At 49.5% G+C, this 20,980-nt stretch carries 18 protein-coding genes; 7 read left to right on the top strand and 11 right to left on the bottom strand.

Annotated elements, in window-relative coordinates; genetic code table 11:
- The first annotated feature begins 331 nt into the window (after nt 1-331).
- From L21SP2_RS04640 to L21SP2_RS04625, 4 genes are all read left to right on the top strand, one after another.
- A complete protein-coding gene (locus L21SP2_RS04640) occupies nt 332-1,696 on the top strand; it encodes an MFS transporter (RefSeq protein ID WP_024267338.1) in 1,365 nt (454 codons plus the stop codon).
- A gap of 6 nt (nt 1,697-1,702) precedes the next feature.
- Nucleotides 1,703-2,410 (top strand): SagB/ThcOx family dehydrogenase, encoded by a 708-nt coding sequence (locus L21SP2_RS04635; RefSeq protein WP_024267337.1) that lies wholly within the window; start codon nt 1,703-1,705, stop codon nt 2,408-2,410.
- A 105-nt stretch (nt 2,411-2,515) separates the two neighbouring features.
- Nucleotides 2,516-4,276: a S1C family serine protease gene (locus L21SP2_RS04630; protein WP_024267336.1), complete on the top strand. Its 1,761-nt coding sequence runs from the start codon at nt 2,516-2,518 to the stop codon at nt 4,274-4,276.
- A complete protein-coding gene (locus L21SP2_RS04625; protein ID WP_024267335.1) occupies nt 4,257-5,165 on the top strand; it encodes a hypothetical protein in 909 nt (302 codons plus the stop codon). The genes L21SP2_RS04630 and L21SP2_RS04625 overlap by 20 nt, the downstream gene beginning before the upstream one ends.
- An 82-nt stretch (nt 5,166-5,247) precedes the next feature.
- On the opposite strand, the gene L21SP2_RS04620 is transcribed toward L21SP2_RS04625, so the two are convergent.
- Nucleotides 5,248-5,913, bottom strand: coding sequence for an HAD family hydrolase (locus tag L21SP2_RS04620; RefSeq protein WP_024267334.1), 666 nt, complete (start codon nt 5,911-5,913; stop codon nt 5,248-5,250).
- Between the two features lie 71 nt (nt 5,914-5,984).
- A complete protein-coding gene (locus L21SP2_RS04615; protein WP_024267333.1) occupies nt 5,985-6,815 on the bottom strand; it encodes an alpha/beta hydrolase in 831 nt (276 codons plus the stop codon).
- 264 nt (nt 6,816-7,079) lie between these two features.
- Here L21SP2_RS04615 and L21SP2_RS04610 point away from each other — a divergent pair, with 264 nt between their 5' ends.
- Entirely contained in the window at nt 7,080-7,949 is an 870-nt protein-coding gene (locus L21SP2_RS04610; protein ID WP_041401197.1) for an Rpn family recombination-promoting nuclease/putative transposase, read from the top strand.
- Between the two features lie 175 nt (nt 7,950-8,124).
- On the opposite strand, the gene L21SP2_RS04605 is transcribed toward L21SP2_RS04610, so the two are convergent.
- From L21SP2_RS04605 to L21SP2_RS04580, 7 genes are all read right to left on the bottom strand, one after another.
- Entirely contained in the window at nt 8,125-8,541 is a 417-nt protein-coding gene (locus L21SP2_RS04605) for a hypothetical protein (protein WP_041401196.1), read from the bottom strand.
- A gap of 107 nt (nt 8,542-8,648) precedes the next feature.
- Nucleotides 8,649-9,383: a leucine-rich repeat domain-containing protein gene (locus L21SP2_RS04600; protein ID WP_041401194.1), complete on the bottom strand. Its 735-nt coding sequence runs from the start codon at nt 9,381-9,383 to the stop codon at nt 8,649-8,651.
- 132 nt (nt 9,384-9,515) lie between these two features.
- Nucleotides 9,516-10,987, bottom strand: a protein-coding gene (locus L21SP2_RS04595; protein ID WP_425277203.1) for an IS5 family transposase whose coding sequence is annotated in 2 segments (ribosomal slippage) — nt 9,516-10,577 and nt 10,580-10,987 — 1,470 coding nt in all. Because the reading frame shifts where the segments join, the coding sequence is not laid out codon by codon here.
- A 117-nt stretch (nt 10,988-11,104) separates the two neighbouring features.
- Nucleotides 11,105-13,570 (bottom strand): M23 family metallopeptidase, encoded by a 2,466-nt coding sequence (locus L21SP2_RS04590; RefSeq protein WP_024267328.1) that lies wholly within the window; start codon nt 13,568-13,570, stop codon nt 11,105-11,107.
- A 204-nt stretch (nt 13,571-13,774) separates the two neighbouring features.
- Nucleotides 13,775-14,155, bottom strand: a complete 381-nt coding sequence (locus tag L21SP2_RS19200) for an integrase core domain-containing protein (RefSeq protein WP_081719466.1) — start codon at nt 14,153-14,155, stop codon at nt 13,775-13,777.
- Nucleotides 14,058-14,621, bottom strand: a complete 564-nt coding sequence (locus L21SP2_RS04585) for a DDE-type integrase/transposase/recombinase (RefSeq protein ID WP_081719465.1) — start codon at nt 14,619-14,621, stop codon at nt 14,058-14,060. Before L21SP2_RS04585 ends, L21SP2_RS19200 begins: the two co-directional genes overlap by 98 nt.
- Nucleotides 14,618-14,857 (bottom strand): hypothetical protein, encoded by a 240-nt coding sequence (locus tag L21SP2_RS04580; protein WP_053335583.1) that lies wholly within the window; start codon nt 14,855-14,857, stop codon nt 14,618-14,620. The genes L21SP2_RS04585 and L21SP2_RS04580 overlap by 4 nt, the downstream gene beginning before the upstream one ends.
- Before the next feature lie 439 nt (nt 14,858-15,296).
- Between L21SP2_RS04580 and L21SP2_RS19195 the strand changes: the two genes are divergently transcribed.
- On the top strand, nt 15,297-15,389 hold the full coding sequence (locus tag L21SP2_RS19195) for a GxxExxY protein (RefSeq protein WP_081719464.1): 93 nt from the start codon (nt 15,297-15,299) through the stop codon (nt 15,387-15,389).
- A gap of 794 nt (nt 15,390-16,183) precedes the next feature.
- Here the strand turns inward: L21SP2_RS19195 and L21SP2_RS04565 are convergent.
- Both L21SP2_RS04565 and L21SP2_RS04560 read right to left on the bottom strand, forming a co-directional pair.
- The gene (locus tag L21SP2_RS04565) at nt 16,184-17,485 is read right to left on the bottom strand and encodes an SH3 domain-containing protein (RefSeq protein ID WP_024267326.1); all 1,302 of its coding nucleotides are present in this window, start codon (nt 17,483-17,485) and stop codon (nt 16,184-16,186) included.
- Nucleotides 17,475-19,712 (bottom strand): hypothetical protein, encoded by a 2,238-nt coding sequence (locus tag L21SP2_RS04560; protein WP_024267325.1) that lies wholly within the window; start codon nt 19,710-19,712, stop codon nt 17,475-17,477. Before L21SP2_RS04560 ends, L21SP2_RS04565 begins: the two co-directional genes overlap by 11 nt.
- 372 nt (nt 19,713-20,084) lie before the next feature.
- Here L21SP2_RS04560 and L21SP2_RS04555 point away from each other — a divergent pair, with 372 nt between their 5' ends.
- Nucleotides 20,085-20,966 (top strand): Rpn family recombination-promoting nuclease/putative transposase, encoded by an 882-nt coding sequence (locus L21SP2_RS04555; RefSeq protein ID WP_024267323.1) that lies wholly within the window; start codon nt 20,085-20,087, stop codon nt 20,964-20,966.
- Nucleotides 20,967-20,980: the final 14 nt, after the last annotated feature.

Raw genomic sequence — 20,980 nt, 5'->3', positions numbered from 1 at the left:
AGGCAGCCTGCCCCATCACTTTTCATGCTCACCTGCGCCTTACTCCCGGCTGAGTTGAGTTGCCGTGTTGTATCGCCGTTTTGTACCGCCGTTTTGTACCGCCATGATGAGCCGCCGTGATGATTCCCAAGATCGGTGAAATATGCTACCACTTCCTCTCTTTACTACATCCAGTGCACAGAAGCTTGTGAAAAGAAAAATTCCCAGCCGCCGTCACACTTGATATGGTGGTGCACATTTTTGCACCGCTATCGGCGGCGGACAGAAACGGTGAAAATTTGGAAACCTCAGGTTTTCACAAGCTTTGGTGCACTGCATAAGGATTCAACGCATGCAAGCAAAACACGGCAATATATACCGGCGAATGCCCTTTTATTACGGATGGGTAATGGTTGGAGCGGGCACCATCGGAATGCTATTGAGCATTCCCGGGCAGACCATCGGGGTTTCGGTGTTCACCGATTTCCTCATCGATGCACTGCATCTAAGCCGGGATCAGCTCAGTCTGGCATATATGATCGGGACACTCTCGTCTGCGGCCATTCTCTCCGCCAGCGGAGTTCTTCTGGACCGCTGGGGCAGCAGACGGTTCGGAAGCATTGTGGCGGCTTTGCTGGGGCTTTCTCTTCTGGTACTCAGTTATATTGACGGTATTGTTGATGCTGCATCCAGGACGCTGACCTTGCTCCCTCCGGGGCTGACAGCCATGATTATCATGAGCGCAGGCTTTTTTCTCCTCCGTTTTCTCGGTCAGGGCTCTCTCACCCTGGTAAGCCGCAACCTGCCCATGCGCTGGTTTGTGAAACGCCGGGGCATGGTGAGCGCCATTGTGGGAACATTCGTGAGTTTCGGCTTCAATTCCGCACCGGCGTTTTTCGACCGTCTGATCCAGGCCGCAGGATGGCAGGGAGCATGGAGGATCAGCGGCCTCATCGTCCTGATTCTCGGTGTGAGCCTCTATGTGATACTTGTCCGGGACAACCCTGAATCTGTAGGATTGAAGCCCGACGGGGAACCGGCGGATCCCGGTGATGAACTGACCCGAAACCTTGAGAAACATACAGACGCACCGGGAGATGATGCCGCTGACCAGGTGAAGGCACCGGATATGAGCCTCTCAGAGGCGGTGAAAACCGCTAGGTTCTGGGTGTACGGTCTTTCGGTGGGGCTCTCGTCACTCTACATTACCGGTTTCACCTTTCATGTAGTCAGCATATTCGCAGAAGCGGGAATCGGACGGAGCATTGCCGTGTCGGTGTTTATTCCCGTAAGCATTATTTCAGTGATTGTAAACGCCCTGGTGAGCTTCGCCTCGGATTTTATCCGGCTGAAATGGATACTGGCAACCCTCCTTTCCGGCTTGATGATTTCCATGATCGGGATAAATTTTTTACAGCCCGGATTCGTTTTTACTGCTATAATCATTTTGGGAAACGGGCTGGCCGGTGGGAGTTTCAACAGCCTCACAACCCTTACATGGCCGCGGTTTTTCGGCACAACACATCTGGGAGCCATTTCCGGTTTCATCATGGGAATTCTTGTGGCAGGTTCGGCATTGGGCCCCATCATGCTTTCAGCCAGCCTGAGCATTGCGGGAGGCTACGGGGCGGCAGCCGCCGTGCTGGCGGGGACCGCTGCGCTGCTGTTTCTCAGCGGGATGATACTTTCGGAGCCGGCGGCGCCCGGGAAGGATTAATCAATTATGGATATATCAAACCTGCAATCAAACTGGCATCTGAATATCGAATCGGATCAGCAAAAAGGAGCGGAAGTGCCGGCATTCCAGAAAGAATGGAACGGTGAACGCCATCCTCTTCCCGAACCCGATTTTGACAGCTTTACCGGCATTGATCTGGTACATGCCATCCTTACCCGGCGGAGTGAACGGAAATTTCTGGAACAGGCAATCAGCCTGACGGAACTGGGATGGCTGCTGTTTGCAACCCAGGGCATTCATGAAACGACTCCCCGGGGCAGCAGACGAACCTCCCCTTCTGCAGGCGCCCGCCATCCCTTTGAAACCTACATTGCTGTGTTTCATGTGGAGGGTCTGGATGAAGGAATTTACCTGTACCGCCCCTATGAGCATGAGCTGCTGCTGGTATCCCGCCCGGAAAACCTTCGGGAGCAATGCAGGGAAGCACTGAACGGCCAGGGCTGGGATGCACCGGTCATATTTCTCTGGACTGCAGTTCCTTACCGGACCCACTGGCGCTACCCCGGCAGGATGCCCAAGCTGGTAGCTCTTGATGCCGGTCATCTCTGTCAGAATCTGTATCTTGCATGTGCGGCCATCGATGGGGGAACCTGTGCAATCGGTGCATACGACCAGGAAAAGTGCGATGCCCTTCTGGGCGTGGACGGTGAAACCGAGCTTATGGTCTATGGTGCTCCGGTGGGAAAAGTATGACGCCAGGGTGTTTCCATTTCTCCCTGCTGGACTGATTATTTCCCCTTCTGTATTATGTAGCTTCTGAATCTTCAGACAGTAAAAATATCACCATCCGGAGGACCGATGGATTCAACATCAGGTGAACAGCCGCAACTTCGTCAACAAACGCAACCTCAACGGGTTCCCAACCGAATCTTGAAACGCAGCCTTCCCTTCGGGGCAGTGCTTGCCGCACTTCTGCTTGCTGTCTCCTGCCAGACAACTGAGGTGCAGGAAAGCTATAACGCCGATGCGTTTATTCAGGAAGTGAGATACTTCTTCCAGGGACCGGATCCATTTCAGGCGCTGAAGCTTCTCAACGAGCACTATGAAAGCTTTCCCGAAGCAGCAGGCACTCTGCTCAATGAATTGTACGGACTGGAACAGGCTGAATTCAGCCGGGCTCTGGAGGAGAATCGGCTGTACAACGCAGTAACCCATTATCATAATCTCGATTCACTAATGAGCATGAACCTTCCCACCATCGCCGGGGATGCCCGGAACCTGGAGGAACAGCGGGACCTGCTTGCCCGGCAGGCATTGGATACAGCTGCCTTCGATATTCTTTTTATTCTTGATCACCGTTTGACGGAAAATTTCTTTCAGGGCGAAGCATTGGATCTGGAAACCGCATCACAACTTCTCACAGAGGTTAAAGTGGAATTCCGCTACCGGGTTCAGGACATTGTTGAGCGGCGGGCGGAGTTCAGCGGCAGCGGCATTATTGTCGGTCCCCGGCATATTCTTACCGCATATCATGTGGTGCAGGGCTTCGATAATCCTCGGAATACCGAAGTACGTATTGAAGCACGAACCAGCGGCGGACGCACATTTACTGCAGAGGTGAAAGGTGTGGATACCCTGAACGATCTTGCAGTTCTTCAGCTGGAGGAAACCCTGCCCTTCAGCATGCATATGCGCAGCATTCTGGGGGACAGTTCAGAGCTGAAACAGGGTGAAACCATGTACAGCTACGGTCATCCCTACGGCTACACCGACAGTCTCAGCCGGGGGATTATATCCACTGTTTCACGTCCTGCGGCGGAGGTGGGAAACGTAATCCAGTTCGATGCCAATTCCGCACCGGGCAACAGCGGCGGCATGATGCTGGGTGACGATTTCCGCATCTACGGGCTGGTAAGCAGCGGTCTCAGCGGTGAAGAGATCAACTTTGCCATTCCCACCCGTACCATTCTGGGTAAAATTCAGCAGCTCATGAACGGAGAGCATACCGGCAATGCCTGGCTGGGAATAACCTCAAGCGAAGTGGAGGAAGGTCTTCGGATCGACTATCTTTTTCCGTCTTCACCTCTGAAGGAGTTCGGACTGGTTTCTGAAGATATTATTATGGCGGTAAACAACATCTCCGCCGATGAAATCACTGACATGCAAAGCTACATCGCTTCCAGGAGCATCGGTTCAATTGTGGAACTTCAGATCCGCCATGCCGACGGAAGCAGCAGCCGTATGCTCACCCGGCTTCACCGCCGCCCGGATTTCCCTCTAAACACCGCCAACTTCATCCAGTACAAGGTGGATACCCTGCTGGCCAACTTCGGCTTCTCGGTTCACAGCGAGGATGCACGAACCGTGGATTTTGATGCGGGCAACGAAACCATCAGCATGAAACTCTACCAGGTGAAAGACGTGCTCAGCGGTACCCAGGCCTATAACCTGGGCATTCGCCCGGACGATCAAATCGGTCTTATTGCCGATGAGTACAACGGCGGCAGCCGAAGACTTCACATACTTCATCTTCCCCAAGGGGAGAACAGCCTGGAAATTGACATCAGCGATTTCATCCTCACACTCTGGAGAAGCAAATATGCAAAAAACATTCTGTAAAACCGTACTTTCCCTTTTAATGCTCGCCGTTCTGCTTCCCGGAATGCTCAGCGCCCAGTCGGATGCTGAGGTGAGCGATCTGCCGGATCAGCCCGATGCTTCGTTCAGCAATCTCGCCCGCAGGCCCCGCTTTGAAACCATCGAAGAAATTCTCATCCGCAACGATGAAATTCTCCTCCTCGCCCGGGGCAATGAAGCCCGTGAGTATGAGCTGGAGAAGGTGTACTACGTATACCGGGAATTAAGCTCCCATGCCGGAACCGACGGTCAGACCCAGCGCTACAGCGGACTGGTGGATATTGTCTATTTGAAAAGCCGGGAGGAAACCACCCTCTATTTTCAGCCGGTGTGGATGGGAGGCAGCGTCAATTTCCAACCGGGAATGCTGCTTGTGGAGGGGAATTTCCCGTTCAGAAATATCAGCAATGCAGATACCTCAGGAAGTCCCGGGGTAAGCATGGCCGAGACTAGGGGGGATACCCGGATTCATCTGGGGGCCTCCAGCAATTTTTCCTCTGTGGAGCTCTTCAGCGGCTTTTCTTCCCGGGGCACTGACAGTCTGAAAGATTTGGGATTTTCTTTCTACGTTGATCTGGGAGCTTCTCCTCCTGGAAACTCCAGCCCTGTTCAGGCTTCCGCAACTATCAACCTTGATTGGTATATGATCAATCTGCCGGTTTTTCAGCTCAAAGGGGCTGCAGGCTTGAGAACAGAAATAAATCCCGGGGAAAGCAGCGATATGTTTGTAAGCGGAGGAACGGCGGCAATCCTGAAACTGAATGACATTAATCCGGCTATTCCCCTGGGAATTGAACTGATGCCCTACACCCACGGAGCAAGCGGAGGCTGGAAGTTCAAACTTGCCCTCACAGCATTTCTCAGTCTCTGATAAGGCAGATAGTGCCCCAAAGCCTGTGAAGGGGTGTGCGGACTCCGGGGCAGGCCCCAAGCAGATGGAGTATCCGATCCGGTTAATCCAGAAGCCACCGGGCCGCATCTTCCACTGATGTGAAATAATAGTCTGCCATTTCGCTGATATCTTTCCGGATTTCCGGAATGGCATGACTCCACCCCGCACCCATGGATGCGATTCCCGCCCTTCTGGACATTTCAATGCCCGGCTTGAGATCGTCGATCATGATGATCTCTTCCGGTTTCAGAGCGTGGCGGCGGATCATTTCTTCCACCGGATACACATGGGGTTTGGCCTTGGTCGGATCGCCGGTCCACCCGAAAATTTCTGCGGGCATGAAGCCCGGTACATCCTGCTGCAGCTCATAATGGCGGCGGATTATATCCACTTCCGAATGGGAAACCACTGCCACGACGCCTCCCTGGCGCACCACTTCACTGAGAAGGTCCAGCATACCGGGAAAAAAGGGAGGTACGCGGCTTTGGGTATATTCCCGCCACACGTTGTAGCACAGCAGAGCATCTTTTTCGTTCAAGGCCAGCTCCTTCTCCAGGAAATGGTGAATGCCCGGATGGTAGTTCAGACGGAACCAGTCCTCCAGGTTCCGGGTCTGCTCCTCCCTTCCCAACCGCTTCATCTGCTCCACGTGGGCGGGATGATGCACGCTGGGGGTGCTGTTCACGGCGGTATCATCATGATCAATTAATATGCATCGGTATTTCATGGGACTGAGTATATCTCAATGGGGCGGCGGCGAAAACATCATGCAGTGAATCAGTGGCGGCACAATGGACTTTAGCTGGAAAGGAGAAACCGCAGCGGGACTTCCAGGCGCATCCGCCAATCCCCTTCGCTGTGTTCCGCCCCGGGAAAGCGATGGCTGAGAAAATCGGTTCCGTATGTTATTCCCCGGGAAATCAGATGGCCGTCCAGCTGATTCTGATATTGCTCATAGTCGCCGTCCAGCCCGCTGCTTCCGAAATCAAAGTAGAGCTTCCGGCCGTCGCTTCCCTTCCAGGATGATAAGCCTTTTTTTGCATAGTCAATCATTCGGCTGCCGCCTGCGCTCCAATGGGTGGACAGACAGCCTGCTCCACGAAAGATTTCAGGATAGCGGATGAACAGGTCCAGAGATATGAGACCGCCCATGCTGGAGCCCATGGTATGGATCCGGCAGTCGCCTGTTCCGGCACCCGCATGCTCAAGTGCTGCGGGGATCACCGAGCTGACAATATAGTCGCCATACAGCGTGGAGCGCGGAAGTTCACCCAGGGCCTTATGTTCGGCCATGACCGCCTGCCACTGGCGGCTTTCAGAGGGGTGGATCATGGGCATGTAATCCAGCCAGCGGTTCTCCCCGCTGTTCCACACTCCGACTACGGCTGTGGGCGGGATGGCTTTCAGCGATCTGAGCCGGCGGATTGCCTGAACGATTCCCCAGATGCCGTAATGGGCATCCTGTTCCCGGAATAGGTTTTGCCCGTCATGCATGATCAAAAGACTGCGGCCCGGGGCATTATCCCAGTCATCGTCCACCCACAGCTGTACCCGCCGGGGATCGATGCCCGGGGGATTGGCGGTGGTGAGCTCTACAAGTTTTGGTGCACGGCCGGGACTTTCCTGCATCGGCTGCTCCATTTTTCAGGGATGGCGGTATGAAATTGTAGCACGAATCAGAGAGTTGGTGGTAACCACAGATGAACACACGATGGTCACGGATGGTGCAGCAGGAGGAATGCGGCTGTACGTAATAGAAGCAGAGTGAACCACGTATCATTTTGAAATGATTATTTATGTAGTGAGGCGCGGGATTCGCGCCTTTGGTTTCCTTCAGAACGGCTGGAACGTAACCAATTGTCCTGCTTTATGAAACGTCGTATACTAGTGTATATGGCAGAACGAAAGCCCTGGGACAGTGCATATAAATTTCTTTTCTCAAGCAAGCAGGTGTTTCATCAGTTTCTCACCCGCTTTGTTGAGGAGGATTTTGTGCAGGGCTTGGCTGTTGATGATGTTGAGCTGGTGGATAAAAGCTTTGTCAGCGAGGAGCTATTGGACCGGGAAAGTGATATTATCTATAAGGTAACCCTTCCCGGCCGTGAGGTCTATGTGTATGTGCTTCTGGAGTTCCAGTCCACTCCTGACAAGACCATTCCCGTGCGCATGCTGCTGTATATTCTGCAGCTGTACGACCAGTTGTTTCGAAGCAGTACAAAGGGGCTGCTGCCGGCAGTTTTTCCGGTTCTCCTGTACAACGGCAGCCTCCCCTGGACGGTGCCGTTCAATATCAGTGAATTGATTGCACCAGAGATTCCGCAGAAGTACATCCCAAGCTTTGCTTACTACCCGATTATTGAGCGTGATATCCCACCGGAAAAACTGGAGCGCATCAAGGGTCTGGTAGCAGCCATCATTTATCTGGAGCAGCAGGAGGATGATGCGGCATTGCGGCGGACAATAGACAAGGCAATCTCCATGATTGCCGAGGAGAAGCCTGAACAGCTGCGTCAATTCAGCCACTGGATCAACAGGATGTTCCGCGGATCCCTTGAGAACAGGGACATCGACAAGGTAAATCAGTTAACGGAGGTAAAAACGATGTTGACAGAAGTCGTAGACAGGATAGAACAGCAGGGAGAACAGCGCGGTATGGAGCAGAAAGCCCGGGAAGATGCACGCAAAATGCTGGAACGTGGTTTTCCGATAGCAGATATCTCAGAGATTACCGGCCTTTCCGAACAGGAAATTAAGAAGCTGTAATAACCAGACTGCTATTTTGTAATATGGAGATTCAAAGGGTGGTAAATGGTCAGTGGGCGTATCAATGAAGAAAACAGCTTCGCCTGAGTCCCCCTAAGAGTTCCCTTCGAGCTGACACCGGGCTGTTCGCCGGTGCAGCTCAAGGCGGGGCTTAGGGGAGCATGGAGAGATTAATTTATTCGACTACATAGTCCTTAACCATAGTTTTATTGGCATCTGTAGGATACCAGTTGCCGAGAAGTGTATAACTCTGATTGTCTGCGGTTCTAAGTATCGAAATATATCCATGCAATTCTCCGTCTTGGTTCCATTTGATCACAATTGGTCGAAACGCCATTTCAGGATCGGGATTATATTCCCACTCTCCAGTAAAGCTTCCATCAGATGTAGTGATTTCAAGTACTCCATCTGCTTTAAAAGAAATTGCCTCTCCTTCAGACTCACCAGTTCCAATCAAATTCATACCGATTATCGTATTCGGATCGACTGATTTTTTTGGCGCGCTGGAAGAGGCTGAGGAAGTGGTTGCACAACTAACAAGTATCATTCCTGTGAGCAGAATGATTCCAGCTACAATAATGCTTTTTTTCATTAATTATCTCCTACAATATTTGAGATAACCTGTTTCGCGCATAAAAAAAACGAGAACAGGCTTCTCTTGATTTCTATTATCTCTATCTTAGTTACTATCATCTTTTCTTACAATCCCCAATCAGCACTAATCTCATACCCCATATCACGTATTTCTTGAACGATTTCCGGCTGAGCTTCCTGGTCGCGTTCATCCATGAGTATGAAGAATTTATTCGGGTCTATATTTTCCAAGGCTGATATATCCTCAACTTTACCGATCACCAGTCGTATTCTGTTCGGAATTCGCTCTATGCCATCAAGCGATTTCAAGGGATTTGCTTGTATTCCAAACTCATAAATATTTTCGAGCTTTGATAGGTCAGGTAGCTGATCTATTGATTCAGTTGTTCTGATCCAAATACTTTCTGCTTCTGCGAGTTCTGAGATAAATGAAATATCTTCAAGAGGAGTTTCCAACAAACTTATTTCACTAACTTCAGTGGCGTGAAGCCCTTGCAGTATCTTCAAATTGTTATTAGATATTATTAAAAGCTCTAAATTTGGCAATAATGAGAATTGAAACTGTACTTGATTACTGAGATCTGTACCATTAATATCAATTTCTTTTACTTTTTCCAGATCTTCGCTCTTCACCGTCTCCAGAAGGTTCAGATCAAAGTTTTTCACACCATACCCAGGGCCTTTTAAATCTCTATCTTCAAATATCAAAGCACCATTTTCAGTATTCCAAAAGAGATCGTGTTCTTCAGAAAATTCGTCTATAGTGACGAACTTCTCTCTACAACCTAACATTGAAAGAAGCAGCATTAATAAAACTGCACTCTTGTATACATCTTTCATTAGTACCCCCATAAAGACTATTTGTGTTTACATAAAAAAGGTCTCTGGAGCGATGCCACAGGTTGTCGCCAGCACTCCATCTTTCACGTCGAATCGGCACACGACTATCAATTAGGGCCTCCTGAAAAAACCCTATGCTGCCATATTACCATACCCCAATACCACGGGGTAATGAGACTTCGGAATTTTTCGGCTGCGTAACATAGCTATGATCAAGACGTAAAAAAGATCCTTCCGAATCTTTTCCAGGTTCATCACCAGCATGATCATGGCCACCTGCGATTCACTGGTCTCAGCAAGCTTTGTCATTAATCGACCCATTGAGTACCGTCGTTTGGCTCTGCCGAATGTCCCTTCTACGGCGATTCTATCCAGCTCATCCTGACGGGCCAGCTTCTTTCGTTCTCGATTTTCTCCACGATCTTTCGGTGGACGACCAAGCGGCGGACCGGATAATCTGATTCCCCGTTTCTTGCACCAATTTCGGTTGTCCCTGGTGCGGTAAATCTGATCGGCGTGTATTGATTCCGGATACACGCCATATCTCTGTTTGTAATTTTCAGCCTGCATGTCTAAATCACCAGACTCGTTGTATGGATCCCATGAACAGCGATCGATGAACATGTACCCGTCAATATTGGCGGATGAAATCTTCATGCCGAACTCAACCGGGGTACCGGCTTTTCCCCTGACTATGGGGCGAATATGGGGTTGGGATATGCTCACGATCCGGCCTGACATTCGATGATCTTTGTTTTCATACATCAGGGCCTGCTGGCGAAAGACTTCTGAGATCACCAGCAGATTCCGGTACTGCTGCCGAGACAGGCTATTCAAGCCGACTACCGTCGCTAATTGCTCTATGTGCCGGAGATTACGGCGTATGTACCCCAGCTGCTTGCGTATTGCTTTGCGAATCTTGTTCTTGCTCGCTTTGCGCTTTTTGATGACCGCCAAAAAATCCTTTCGCGCCCTTTGCCGGTATGTTCGGGGTTTTGTCGCCCCCTTGGGCCGTTTTGCGTGAAGAACGTCTATGATGGTTTCCAGTTTTGTCCGGCTCTCATTTAAAAGGGAAAGGTCTGTGGGATATCGAATATCACCGGGTACGCAGGTGGCATCAATCAGAAGCTTTCCGTTGTTTTCTACCTCAGGATTTTCTTCTTTTTCAGCTTCCGTATCATCTTCAGTTTTTTTTTACGTTCTTCGGCAATAATCAATTCATTTGCGTGAGTGATCATGTCCATGCTGATTCGCTTTCTGAAATGGACCATCATTGATGGATCAAAAGGAGCCTCATCTTGGTACCCCTGCATTCCGATGAGATATTGCAGGTAAGGCGTCTCACGAATCTGCTCCACGGTTTCCTCATCTGTAATTCCTAATTTTTCCTTTATAATCAGGGCACCCAATGCTGTACGGAAACGGATCGCCGGAGCGCCTTGCCCGCTTTCGATAGCAAACTGTGAGGCATATTCTGCTTCTAAATCTTCCCAGGGAATTAAATCAGCAAGCTGTACCCAGCGGTTATTGGGGTTCAGTTTGCCTCCAAATGGGAGATAGAAATCTTCAAATGAAAGCTGCGTTTTGTCCTCAGTTCTATACATAATCCCTCCCGCCAAGAAAACAGGTGCAAGGGTTTTTGCCTGGTTTTCGCAAAAACCGTGCACTTCATACACAAATCCTAGCAGTATTTCATTTATATGTATAGGGTTAAGGTTTTTTCAGGAGGCCCCAATTAGTGGAGCCCCCACAAAATCCAGGAACGAATTCTGACGGGCCCTGTATGGATTTGCTTGATCCATAGTAGCCGGTTTTCCATAGCCTCTGCGGAGTGTAAACTGCTGGTGAAGATGGGAACCATCCGAAGCCCCACTGTCTCCGGCGTAGCCTATTGTCATGTTGGAGCTGATCTCACTGCCGACTTCTAAGTCCTCAGGAATACTTGAGAAATGCATTGAGTTTGAATCCACCCCTGTATCAATGAAAAGATCCTCGAATGTAAAGCCTATTCTCGATTGAACGTTAAGACCTGAACTGTCTTCGCCTGTCAGTGGATCATAATCATCAGTCCGGTCAATTACAGAGGCAACGCCTGAGAAGATAGATGGGACTGCTGTTCCTTCAGGCATTCCAAAGTCATTGCCTTTATGCATACCAAGGGAGTGCTTATCATTGGTGCTTGGGCCAAAGAAGTCTTCACCTTCAAGACCATATTCTTGGCTCAATTTTTGGGCGACGGCACTTCCGTTTCCATAGAAATCAGTCATTGTTGCAGAGAGTCTTCCAAATCGTCCTTGAGCTGTGAGGGGAACATTAGACATTGCACTACTCAATTGGGAAAAACCACTTTTTGCAGCATCATGGGCTTCACCGTAGTAATAGTTCACAAATGCTTCCGTAGCGATAGAATCTCCTGTTTTGCTCATGACGGAGTTCATATCTAACTTTTTCCCCATGTTTAAAGCGGTGAGGTTAACGGGAACAGAACCAAGGCCCGGTACATGAATATTATCAGCATTTCCAGTCCACATCCGTTCGTGCATTGGAACATCAGTTGAAGTCATTCCGGATTGCACCATTAACTGTTGAGCGGTTGCGATTTCTTCATCGCTGAAATTATCGTATGAACGGCCACTTGTTCCCCCATAGAGGATGTTTAAAAGACCAGTTTCAACACCGTTTGCACCTATGGGATCTCCGTTTTCATTACGTACAAGATCACCGTTTTCATCCCGGAGCCACCCATCCCCGTCATTTATGAGTTCACCCTCAGCAGTCAGTTTCCAATAATCCTTACTCGAATCATAATTCGCAGCAACATGAGCTGAGAATTTGCTGAAGTCTTTGGTTCTTTGAGCCTCGCGCAATAGTTCTACTTCGTCAAGCATCGCCTGGCTTATCGATGAATCGCCATAGATGCCCGCGGCCATTCCGGCGGCTACGGTATGACCGAATACCGCCTCAGACGTTTCAATCTGCTGTCCCCGCTCGCCGTCGTCTATACCGTTCCGGAACGCTTCATGCGCCAAGACTACGCCCAGCTGGATGCCGGCGAATTGCCCGTCGCCTGCGTGGTCGATTCTTGTTCGCTTGGTTTGCGTTTCAGCATCGTACTCGGTCAAGGCAGTGCCGTCGCCGTCGGCTATGGTTATTTCGGCTTCGCCGTTCATCAGCTGGCGGAAGTATTCGTCAGTCTCGTCAAGGCCGTAACTGGATAGCCCGCGCATGGCTACTTCCAGGTCTCCGTCGAACTTCTTGCCGATGTCGGCGGATGTCTGTAAGGTCCCTATGCCTTTTATGCTGTTGATGATCGTCCCCATGGACATGTCGTAGCCCCCGCTTGAGATGCTGCCTCTTATACCGTCGCGCCCCAGGTTGACTTCAAACAAGCCCACGCCGTTGATATTCGCCAGGTTGATGCTCGTACTGCCGGTGATAGCATAGTCGGTTCCCATCCGCACAAGATTTCCCGCCATGGTGGCCGTGGCCATACCGTTGGCATAGTCCTCCCCGACGAAGCCGAAGAGACTTGAATCGGCTATGCTGTGCTGCACCATGCCCCCGGCGACACTGCCCACATATCCGGCCAGCGCCTGTTTACCCACCACGCTTTCGCGGAACGCCTCGCCGTTATAGCCCCAGCCGCCCTCGGACGAGTATTCGATGGCGTTTATTGCGCCGGTGACCGTATTTGTCGCCACTTGGTGGCCAAGGGTCAGACCGACTTTCGCTCCAGCACCCAAAGCTTTAAATGCATCCCCGGTTGGTCCTATCTGACCGATGGCCGCACTGGCTACGCTGGAGAGCGCCTGTTTACCCATGCTGACCCAGGCTTCGTCAGCGGTCATTACCCCGTTTTGCACGTCCATGGCCGTGAACATCGCATCATCCACCAGGTTTAATGCCGCCCCCATGAGGGCTCCCCCCACTCCGGGAGCTAAAAAACTGGCGGTAATTGAAACGCCGATGTTCACCACACCGCGGATGCTCGGCGCTTCTATCCAGCTTCCGTCGTCATCCCACATGCGTCGTTCGTACACCGGCTTGGCCGCTTCGCTCATTCCTCGGCCTTCGCGCATGTTGTACATGAGGAAGTCGGACATGATCCGGCCCATTTCTCCGTCCCCTTCGTATTTGAAGTTGTCCTTCATCTTCGAGCGGGAGCCGGTCTTTTCGTTGTCGGGCATGGTGACCATTTCCGGTGCATAGCCGATGTGTTCGTTGAACAGTCCGTCTTAGGGACCACATATGAGAAAGTTTTGTTTTACCACCGATAAACACCGATTTTCACAGATAGGCCCGATGGTTGTCGGGTAGCCATTTGGGGTTGGAATAAACTGCGCCCTTTGTCCAGACCAAAATCATAAAAAGTTTTCAGTGTAGCCTAACGCTTATGCTGCCACTTGAACTTCCGGTAATGAAGTTTGAAATGACTCGTACTTCTCATCCGGAACTTGATAATCCAGGGACTGATGGAATCTCATCGTATTATAGAACCGGAAATACCTGTTCAGTCCGTCTTTGAGGTCCTTCATGGACTCATATGACTTGATGTATATATCTTCGTATTTCAGTGTCTTCCATAATCGTTCGATGTAGATATTATCCAGTGCACGGCCCTTCCCATCCATGCTGATGCGCACTCCATGGCGTTTTAAGATCTCTGTGAACGCATCAGAGGTAAACTGGCTTCCCTGGTCCGTGTTGAAAATCGCCGGACTTTGCGTATCGCCACAGAGCCTCTTCAAGCGCTTCGGTACAGAAATCGGCACTCATGCTGTTGCTCAATCGCCAGCTCAAGACCTTGCGGGAATAGAGATCCAGGATCACCACAAGATATACCTGCCCGCCGGGAAGCCGAATATGCGTGATATCGCTGGCCCAGACCTGATTCGGGTGGCGAATGATCTTCCCTGAAAGCAGATAGGGATATTTCTTGTGCTCCTTGCGTGCCTTCGAGAGATTCGGTTTGGCATAGATTGCCTTGAGTCCGAACTTTCGCATGATCCGCCGTACCCGTTTGGGCGTCGTATTCGTCCCCTGCTTTTTCATCTCGAGGGCAACTTTTCGGTAGCCGTAGAACGGTATGCCTTCCAGCACCCCGAGGATCTCCTGAAGCTCGTCCACATCGTTCTGATCCCGCTGTGAAGGCGCTTGATAGTACACGGTTGATCGGGAAATGCCCAAGAGCTCGCTCTGCCGACGTATCGACAGCTCCCGATGGTCGCGTTCAATCATTGCGGGTCCCGGCCGTACAATTGACGATACTTTTTTTTTAGAAAATCAATTTCAATTTTCTGCTGCCCGATAGTCTTGAGCATCGACTCTTCTCGTGCCTCAACTTCGCGATCTTCCGCGCTTTTCTTGTTTGATCGTTCAAATATATTTGGCATCTCTGTCAGTGCCTGCTTCCTCCAGTTACTGATGACATTCGGGTGTAGCCCGTACCTATGCCCCAGCTCCTGCAACGTCATCTCCTCCTTGAAAACCTCAAGTACTATTTTCGCTTAAATGCCTTATCGTATGTCTTCTTCAATGGTTTTCCTCACTATGAAGCAGGATATCACTGAAAACCCCCTCCGAAAACTGTCTGAATTTATAGGCTCATTATAGAACGTCATTACAACCTGTGTTTGGTTTTTTTGATGTCGCGCGATGATTTGCGCTTTTTTTCTCGGAGCGGTTCTCCTTCCTCCTCTTTTTTTAAGTATATCCCTCGCTCCTCCCAGTGCCTGGCCGCAATGCTTCGCATTGCTGCTCGGCTATGCGACCGGGCAAGGCAGCCTGTATTTTTCTATTTCTTTTGGCAGGTCTGTCATCCTTGACAGCTCGTCGCTGCGAGAATGCCCTCAAACAAAAAGGCTGGTCGGGGCCAGAGCCCCCTGCTCGCCCATGCCTCCGTGAGAAGCACAGTTGCTCAATTATCTCAGGCTGTCCAAATTGAAAATCGGGTATCTTGTGAATTTCAATGGCACCAAAGTGGATTTTAAGCGGCTCGTTGTGTGAACCGCTTTTTTCAGCGCTATCCATTCTTAACCCGATTGTGTTTTTCCATCTCTCAATATTTTTCAAAGATCAGCGGAATCGCGAGATCTCATAAGATTCAGTTCGAGTTTGACCCGGTCCTGCAGCGAACATAGTTTCAAAAACAAATCTGTCCCCCGGAAGAACGGCGGGCAACTCAACAATTCTCTTAGGGGAATTAGTATGTTTCGACGTACGCCTTTATTCGATCACCCTCGTTTTCTCTCACACCTGATGTTTCTGTTTCTATATCGACGTCTATAATTTTCTCAACTGGCAAAGCAGCGCCTAGTCGAAATAATGAAGAACTAATATCATAAATCGATTCGGTCCAAGGATGTGGCCGCAAATCGAGCATTTTCAAGGAGCTTTGCAGGGTTCCGCCGGTAAGGTCGACAATTATCGACTCTGCCGAGGGTGCATTTTCCTGCATTCCGCCTATAATTTCTTGGGTGGCCTCGGTTATACCTCGGTCTGCACTCTCGGATGCGTAGGCCAAGGTACTCGTCCCAGCATGGCAGCCTGCCCGGCGACTTCTTTGACCTAAAGTAAACACATATACATGTCAAAGATCATTGGTCTTCCGGTGAACCGTCGGGTCAACAGGAACCCAAACCCGTGAATAAGGAGGGCATTTCATGAACCTCCTTAAGGTGAACACCGGTGATTTTCATATAGTATTGTCCCCCCCCGCCAATCTTGTTCCTGGACCTTGTCCCAATTTTGGGAATCCTGGGTGAGAAATCCATGGTTTGCCTCATCTTTTATTCTCAGAATTAATTGTCTTTCTTTCCCTTTACTTTGTCTGCAATAAATCCCACCAGGAGTGTGAGGATTATTGCGGTGATGATTGTGATCACCAAAATTGTTGTAAATGGCATTTCATTTTTTCGATTTAAAAATATTTGTTCCTGAGGATCTATATCGCTCTCAGCTGTATCTACGGGCTCTTCATACTCTGAACGCGCTTCATTAGATGGATAGCTTTCCTCTATCTCGGCCTCTTCCGGTCGCAACTCAGCTACTAGCTCGGGGACCTCTTGCCAGCGTATGAGTTCTCCTCGGTTGGAGAGTCGATCCCTCCACGAATTACCCTCAATCAGTAAATCGCCACCATATACCCAGCCTTCTATTGAATTAGATTTCACTTGATACCAAAAATCTTGAATTTCACCGTTCCGCTCATAATTTGCCGTATCCATGGCAATGAGTTGTATATCGCTGGTGACAGTTCCGATAATCTGTGAATCTGCACCAGGGGAGGAAAAAACCTGAATATCCTTGTCTGTGCGAGCTTCGTAGGTGACATTCAATGTGTAAATCTTCCATACTCCTTTAAGTTCAGTGTTCTGGTCAATCTGCTCCGCAATCACTACGATTGCAATGCGAAACCTGTCAAAACTCACAGAAATACTTGGATAATTTCCAGCTATCCGAAGTGATGCAAACTCTGTAGGAATATGATAAAGCATGTCGTTTTCCGGACCAACAAGTGATAAAAATGTTTGAAACTCGCCAAATGTTATTCTCTCGTCAAAATCCTCAACGACAGGGCGATTAATAATTGAATATTCCCCCAACAAATCTACATGCCATCCATAAGGTTGCCGATCATCTTCAACTCTTCGGCGAATTCTTCCAAGAGATATTTCATTAAATTCTGTACCAATCATAAGAGGTTCCCATTGTTCGGAAAAGATTCCAGCTTTTCTGGGTCCTTCAAAGATTGAACCATACCTAAGCACAATAAAGTCATTGTTTCGAAATGAGGCGGGACGGGTACCAAATCCGTACTCAGTAAATGCTTCCCACTCTCGTAGTCTCGAGTATTGACCATTTTCAAGTTCAAGCTTCCAATGAAACGGTCCTTGAAATACAAACAAGTCTCCGCTTGCCAGCCAGTACACCCATGGACTGCTGCCTGACCATCTTCGAGAATTAAATATCGGTTCCAGCTCATCAAAATACTGCGACGGATCGGGAATATTATATTCGCGATCCAGTGACACCTCAATTCCGTATATGGACATAGAGGTTAATAGCAATACTACAAATTTACGAAGAATATTAATAGTCATCCCAACCTAACCCATAATTAAGATTCATCTCCCACATCCAAGGAATGTCGTTCGTTTCTTCAAAATAATTTCTATAATTGTTCAGATTAGAAGCATAATCCAAAACTGTTTCCGGAGTTCCTTCTCCACCGGATCGATATCGGGCAAACGCTGATTGAACTGTAATATCATTTCGTAAGTAATCACCATATAGTGTGCTATCTAACGGAGAATTCGGATCGAATCCAGCCAAATCTGAAGAATATTCTAGTGTGTTCCAATCCAAATGCGCTCCATCCGAGTAACCGGTATTGCCCACATTACCCAGAACTGTCCCGGCAATTAAACCGGAAAGAGCGTTCCCATCGAAATTAACACCCTCTGTTCCAAAGTTCTGAAGGAATGACATAATCGTTGGTTCCGCCTCAAGATGGGATAGCTTATCCTGCGCTGAAATCCCGGAGTAATTAAATGTTGTCAGTGCGTTTAGTCCAAATGTCGCGTCATAGTTTAGTTCCATTGATAAATTGTCAGCCGATGAAACAACATTGCTGTCACCAATTCCACGCAAATCAATTCCTGAGTGATTCTTAAAAATGCCAGCGTCCATATCCCGGAGTCCGGGTAAACTGGAAGAATCATGCACAGATTGTCCTGGCCCAAGTTCTACCGGAATATACAGCGGATTTTCATCAGTTCCAAGATTCACTAGGTTTGAAGTATCAATGCCAGATACGCCGTTTTTAACAAGTAATCCCGAATCTTGAACACCTCCCAGTGAGTCCATCATGTCGGTCAAAAGTGTATTAGCAATACTACTATTTATTGGATTTGATTCGTAATTGGAACCACCAATGTAACTGATAGCAGAATTAATGGCTTCACTAGCATTAACAAAGGCACCAGTCCCCTCAATAAATCTATTCAATGCTCCGTTGGCACTGATCAACGATTCATTCGCCCAATCCGGGACATTCGGATTCGTCGAATTCGCGATGTCGTCGCCGAATATGCTCAGCCCTATTTTTTGCGCCACTTCTTCATTCATATCAGAGAACGCAATCTTTCCGCCTCCCTGCCGGAGAAGAGCCATAATTTCAGGATCATTGAGTAATTCGGGATTCTCTTCTACCGCCGCAGAGATGTCAAAGTCCAGCGATTGGTCTTCCTTCCATTTGCCCTCAGCAGTCAATTTCCAATAATCCGCACTCCAGTCATAATTCTCCACTGCATGCTCTGCAAGCTTCTGGATTCCGCCTTCGCTGTTGAGGATCTTTATTTCATCTTTGAGGCTGTCGCTTAAGCTGCTCATGCCGTAGCCCTGCCCCACCATTTGGGCTGCGATTGTGTGGTGTATTACAGACTCGGCGTTTTCCTGCTGTTGTCCTATTTCTCCGTCGTCCAGACCGTTTCTGAATGCTTCATGGATCAGGGCAATTCCTGTGAGAAGGTCGCCGTTGGTTCCTTCCTGGCTGTCGATCCGCATGCTGATTCTGCCGTTCTCATCCTGTTCGGTTTTGGCGTTGCCGTCCCCTTCTTCTATTGTGAACTCGGCATCACCGTTCATCAGCTGTTCAAAGCGTTCATCGGTTTCATCAGCTGCGTAGCTTGCAAGCATGCGCATTGCTGCTGCTCTGTCACCTGAAAAGCCCTGGTTGAGGATGTCCCGGGAGGTTTTGTAGGTACTCATGCCGTTGATTGCACTCATTATTGTGCCGGCGCTCATGTCGTAGCCTCCCATGCTGATTCTGCCGCTGATGCCTTGTTCAAGGTCGAAGTTCATTTCAAACAGTCCTACTCCGTTGGCGTTCAAGAGATTGATGCCGGTGTTGCCGGTTACTGCGAGGTCTATGCCCATTCGGGCGAGGTTGCCGGCTGTGCGGGCAGTGGCCTGGGCATTCATCAGATCTTCTCCAATGGTACCACGGATTGAATCAGTCATACTATGCTGGATCGCGCCTCCCATAACAGTGCCCATGTAGCCGGCGAGAGCTTGTTCGCCCACCATTGATTCTGCTAATGCTTCTCCATTCCAACCAAAGCCGTCTTCAGCACTGTATTCTATGGAGTTAATGAGTCCGGAAGAGAGGTTTGTGCCGAGTTGTCTACCAAGGGTTAGGCCTACTTTTTGGCCGGCTTCCAGGGCGGTGAATGCACCTTCTGTGGGTCCTATTCCGCCGATTGCGGTGCTTGCAAGAGATGTTGCCGCTTGTTTTCCGAAGTTGACCAGTCCTTCGTTTCGGGTCATTACACCGTTGGAGACGTCCAGGGCGGTGAATACTGCGTCGTCGGCAAGGTTGATGGCGGCGGTGAGTAGAGCTCCGGTGCCCGGGGGGAGCAGAGCGTTGACTGCGATTGTCGTGGCGATGTTGGCTATGCCGCGGAGGGTAGATTATTTCACAGATCAGGGAGTTGGTGGTAACCACAGATGAACACCAGATGGTCACGGATGGTGTAGTGGGAGGAGTGTGGCTGTACGTAATAAAAGCAGAGAGAACCACGTATCTTTTTGAATTGATTAATGAATATTGAGGCGCGGGATTCGCGCCTTTGGTTTCCTTCACAACGGCTGGAACGTAAACAATTGTCCAGCTTTATGAAACGTCGTATACTTGTATTTATGGCAGAACGAAAGCCCTGGGACAGTGCATATAAATTCCTTTTCTCAAGCAAGCAGGTGTTTCATCAGTTTCTCACCCGCTTTGTGGAGGAGGATTTTGTGCAGGGCTTGGCTGTTGATGATGTTGAGCTGGTGGATAAAAGCTTTGTCAGCGATGAGCTTTTGGACCGGGAGAGTGATATTATCTATAAGGTGACCCTTCCCGGCCGTGAGGTTTATGTGTATGTTCTGTTGGAGTTCCAATCCACTCCTGACAAAACCATTCCGGTACGTATGCTGCTGTATATTCTGCAACTGTACGACCAGTTGTTTCGAAGCAGCACAAAGGGGCTGCTGCCGGCGGTATTTCCGGTTCTCCTGTACAACGGCAGCCTCCCTTGGACGGTGCCGTTCAATATCAGTGAGCTGATTGCACCAGAGATTCCGCAAAAGTACATTCCAAGCTTTACATACTACCCGATTATTGAGCGTGATATCCCACCGGAAAAACTGGAGCGCATCAAGGGTCTGGTAGCAGCCATCATATACCTAGAGCAGCAGGAGGATGATGCGGCATTGCGGCGGACAATAGATACGGCAATTTCCATGATTGCCGAGGAGCAGCCTGAACAGCTGCGTCAATTCAGCCACTGGATCAACCGGATGTTCCGAGGATCTCTTGAGAACGGGGACATCGACAAGGTAAATCAGTTAACGGAGGTAAAAACAATGTTGGCAGAAGTTGTAGACAGAATTGAGCAACGTGGAGAGCAACGCGGTATGGAGCAGGGTATGCAGCAGAAAGCCCGGGAAGATGCACGCAAAATGCTGGAACGAGGTTTTCCGATAGCAGATATCTCAGAGATTACCGGCCTTTCCGAGCAGGAAATTAAGAAGCTGTGATAACCAGACTGCTA

Origin of the sequence: Salinispira pacifica (assembly GCF_000507245.1) — a bacterium.
Taxonomy (GTDB): domain Bacteria; phylum Spirochaetota; class Spirochaetia; order DSM-27196; family Salinispiraceae; genus Salinispira; species Salinispira pacifica.
The sequence above is the reverse complement of the archived record's forward strand: the minus strand, read 5'-3'. Positions and strand labels throughout refer to the sequence as shown.